Origin of the sequence: Streptomyces sp. WELS2, from assembly GCF_013870595.1 — a bacterium.
Lineage (GTDB): Bacteria > Actinomycetota > Actinomycetes > Streptomycetales > Streptomycetaceae > Streptomyces.
This window is the reverse complement of the sequence record NZ_JACBWZ010000672.1, coordinates 1-3,484: the sequence shown is the minus strand read 5'-3', so window position 1 is coordinate 3,484 and position 3,484 is coordinate 1. Positions and strand designations below refer to the sequence as shown.

Annotated in this window: 5 protein-coding genes; 1 reads left to right on the top strand and 4 read right to left on the bottom strand. The window is 74.5% G+C overall.

All coding sequences use genetic code 11. The features are described from left to right. The coding region (locus H5J33_RS27870; protein WP_181797601.1) for a M55 family metallopeptidase at positions 1–609 on the bottom strand (609 nt) is incomplete at its 3' end. Between the two features lie 89 nt (positions 610–698). On the opposite strand from H5J33_RS27870, the gene H5J33_RS27865 reads away from it, so the two are divergent. After that, complete coding sequence (locus H5J33_RS27865) at positions 699–986, top strand: hypothetical protein (RefSeq protein ID WP_181797600.1); 288 nt, start codon at positions 699–701, stop codon at positions 984–986. Between the two features lie 3 nt (positions 987–989). On the opposite strand, the gene H5J33_RS27860 is transcribed toward H5J33_RS27865, so the two are convergent. The 3 genes from H5J33_RS27860 to H5J33_RS27850 form a co-directional block, all read right to left on the bottom strand. After that, positions 990–1,700 (bottom strand): hypothetical protein, encoded by a 711-nt coding sequence (locus tag H5J33_RS27860; protein ID WP_181797599.1) that lies wholly within the window; start codon positions 1,698–1,700, stop codon positions 990–992. Between the two features lie 71 nt (positions 1,701–1,771). Next, positions 1,772–3,211, bottom strand: a complete 1,440-nt coding sequence (locus H5J33_RS27855; RefSeq protein ID WP_181797598.1) for a HAMP domain-containing sensor histidine kinase — start codon at positions 3,209–3,211, stop codon at positions 1,772–1,774. Then, the coding region (locus tag H5J33_RS27850) for a winged helix-turn-helix domain-containing protein (protein ID WP_181797597.1) at positions 3,212–3,484 on the bottom strand (273 nt) is incomplete at its 5' end.

Genomic DNA, 3,484 nt, shown 5'->3' with positions numbered 1-3,484 from the left:
CAGCGCGGCGGTCACCGTCTCCTCGATCGCCTCGCGCGCCTCCGCGTCGGGCGGCAGCTCGGCCGAGAACCGGTCGCGGGCGTACTTCACCGGGACGGTGGCGACCGAGGCGTCCCACTCCGTCATCTCCGCGCACGCGGCGTCGTCACCCGTGAGGACCACGACGGGCACCCCGAGGGCCGCCGCCGTGGCGTGCGCGAGCCCGATCTCGCCGACCGGGCGGCCGTCCAGCCACATGTCCTCGATCTCGTGCCCCATGAAGCTGTGGCTGAGCACGCCCGGCGCACCGGCCCGGGAGTGGTAGCCGACGCACAGCACGGCGTCGTACTCCCCGGTCAGTCCCTCCAGCATGCCGAGCTGCTTGGGCCTGCCGCGCACCAGGCGGGCCGCCGGGTGCAGGGCCTCGGGCAGGAGGTTGCGCATCGGGCCGTGGGCGTCGTTGACCAGGATGTGGCCGGCGCCGGCCGCGAGCGCGCCCCGGACGGCGGCGTTCACGTCCTCGGCCATCTTGGCGCGGCCCAGCTCGTAGTCCCGGCCGCCCGGCTGGACGTCGTCCGCGTCGACGAGCCCGGTGACGCCCTCCATGTCCGCGCTGATGTAGATCCGCACGGCGCCGACCCTAACCGACCCTACGTATTGTAGGTTCCCAACCGCCAACAACCACCGGGCCGTTCACACGCCTGTTCAACGGGGGACGCATGCAGGACACGACCGAGTCGGAGCCCGGCACGGAGGTCTGTGCGCACAGTCTCGCGCCGACGGTGGCCGTGCTGGTCGTCAGCCTGGTCATCGCCGCCGTCGGCGTGTACGAGCTGTGCGGCTTCGGGCTGCACAGCCTGGACAGGCGCCCGCACCTGTTCAGCGACGGCCTGGCGACCGGCGGGGTGATCGCCGCCGCGGTCGCCGCCGGAGCCGCGGTGGGCAACCTGGCCTGGCTGCTGACGGCGGCCCGGCGGCGCGAGGGGGACACGGGCGGCGCCACCTGACGCTCACCGGCCGCCCGGTCCGAGCATGGGCGGGGTCACGGCCTCGGCGGCGGTGTCCGGGTCGTACGTGTCGGCGCCGTACGTGTCGCTGTCGCTGTGCGTCCAGGCGGGGTCGTAGGCGCAGGGCACGCCCGCGCCGCCCGTGAAGTACCCCTGCTCCGGGTCCCAGGTGAAGGTCATCCACTCGGCCCGGTGGTCCCGCTGGACGTACAGCGACCAGTCCTTGCCCGTCCCGCCCTCGGTGTACGACGTGACCGTCCAGCCCCCGTCCGCCAGCCGCCGGTGCAGCCGACGCAGACCGGGGACGGCCTGACCCGCGGGGACGTCGTCCAGGGCCCACTCGTGGTACAGCCGGTAGGCGCCGTCGACGGTCTTGTCCTCCATGCCGAGCAGCCCGCCGTCGGGGCAGTACTCCGCGCCGTACACGTTCCGCTCGCGGCCGTCGGTCCCGCCGGTGCCCGGCGGCAGGGCGCGGGTGAAGCCCAGCACGTCGTACGCCTGGCGGGAGTACCCGAAGGCGCGGTCCGCCCTGTCCTGGGGCGCGACCCTCGGCAGGTCCGTCCCGGCCCCGGCGTTCCAGGCGAGCACGACGACCAGGGCGAGGACGAGGGCGACGACCAGCCCGCCGCAGCCCAGGCAGCCGAGGCCCGCCTTCTGTGCGGCCGTGGTGCCGGTACGGGTGCCGGTGCCGTCCGGTGTGATCTTGTCGGGCATACGGCGACGCTACGGCGCCCCGGACGGCCCGGGGATCGGCACGGCTACCCGCTCCGGCTGGGTACCCGTACTCAGCCGCCGGCCCCGCCGTCCCCCACCGGCCCGCCGCCCACCGTGAAGCCGATGACCGAGCCGCCGCCCTCGCGCCGGTAGGCGAACGGCGCCCCGCCATGGGCCAGGGCGACCTCGCGGACGATGGACAGGCCGAGCCCCGAGCCGGGCAGCGAGCGGGCGTCGGCGGCGCGGTAGAAGCGGTCGAAGATGCGCACGAGGTCGCCGTCGGCGATCCCGGGCCCCCGGTCCAGCACCTCCACCCGTACCGTGCCCGGCCGGGCCGGCCCGGTGACGCTCACCTCGATCGGCGCGGTGCCGTCCCGGTCGAACTTGGCCGCGTTCTCCACCAGGTTGGAGATGGCCCGCTGGAGCATCCCGGGCCGCCCGTAGGCCGTCGTCTCACCGCTCGCCCACAGCAGGACCTGCCGCCCGGTACGGCGCCGGGCCAGCCCGACCACGTCCTCGGCGAGGTCGGCGAGGTCCACCCGCTGGGGCGGCTCGGCGTCGGACTGCCCGGCGGCGAGGTCGACCAGCTCGTTGACCAGGTCGGTCAGTTCCCGGGCCTCCTGGGTCAGGTCGGCGACCAGCTCCTCCCGGGACTCGGGCGGCAGCTCGTCGATGCGCCGCAGCAGCGAGATGTTGGTGCGCAGGGAGGTGAGCGGGGTGCGCAGCTCGTGTCCGGCGTCCTGTACCAGCCGGCGCTGGTCCTCCTCCGACTGCGCGAGCCGTCCCAGCATCCGGTCGAAGGCACGGCCCAGCCGCCCGACCTCGTCCAGCCCGGTCACCGGCACCTGGATGCCCAGCCGCCGGGTGCGGGCCACGTCCTCGGCGGCGGAGGTCAGCACCACCAGCCGGCGGGTGATGCGCCGGGCCAGCCACCAGCCGAACAGCCCGGCCGCCACCACGACCGCCACCATCAGGATTAGCGTCCGCTGCTGCAGGGCCCGCAGCAGGTCCTCGGTGTCGCTGAACTCCTGCGCGACCTGCACCGCGCCCCGCCCCTCGCCGAGCGAGACGGTGGCGATGCGGAACAGGTCCTGGTCCACCCGTACGTCCTTGTGCTCGACGACCTCCCCGGCCGCCCGGGCGACGGCCACCGCCCGGTCCCGGGAGGTCACGGGCAGCACCGGCGAGCCGTCGTCCACGATCTGCCCCCACGCGCCGAGCACCTGCACGTCGGTGCGGGCCGGACGGACCAGGTCGTGCCCGGGACGGGAGGAGGAGAAGTCCTCGGGGCCCATCCGCTGCTGCCGGACCTCGTCCCGGACGTCCTGCACGACCTGGGTGAACACCGACTGCTGGTCGACCCGGACGAGCCGCGCTGCGGAGTTGTACGACAGGATGCCGACGAGGACCGTGACGGCGGCGGTGACGGCGGCGAAGGACACCGCGAAGGTGGTGCGCAGGGAGACCAGCCTGGCCCGGGGCCGCTCCGGCAGCCGCCGGCGCGGGCCCATCTAGTCCTCCCGCAGCACGTAACCCACGCCCCGCACGGTGTGGATCAGCTGCGGGGCGCCGGGCTCGTCCAGCTTGCGGCGCAGATAGCCGACGTAGACGGCGAGGTTCTTGGAGCCGGGACCGAAGTCGTAGCCCCAGATCCGGTCGTAGATGGTGGAGTGGTCCAGCACGATGCCCGCGTTGCGCACCAGCAGCTCCAGCAGCTCGAACTCGGTGCGGGTCAGTTCCAGCTCGCGCCGGCCGCGCCAGGCCCGGCGGGCCTGGAGGTCCAT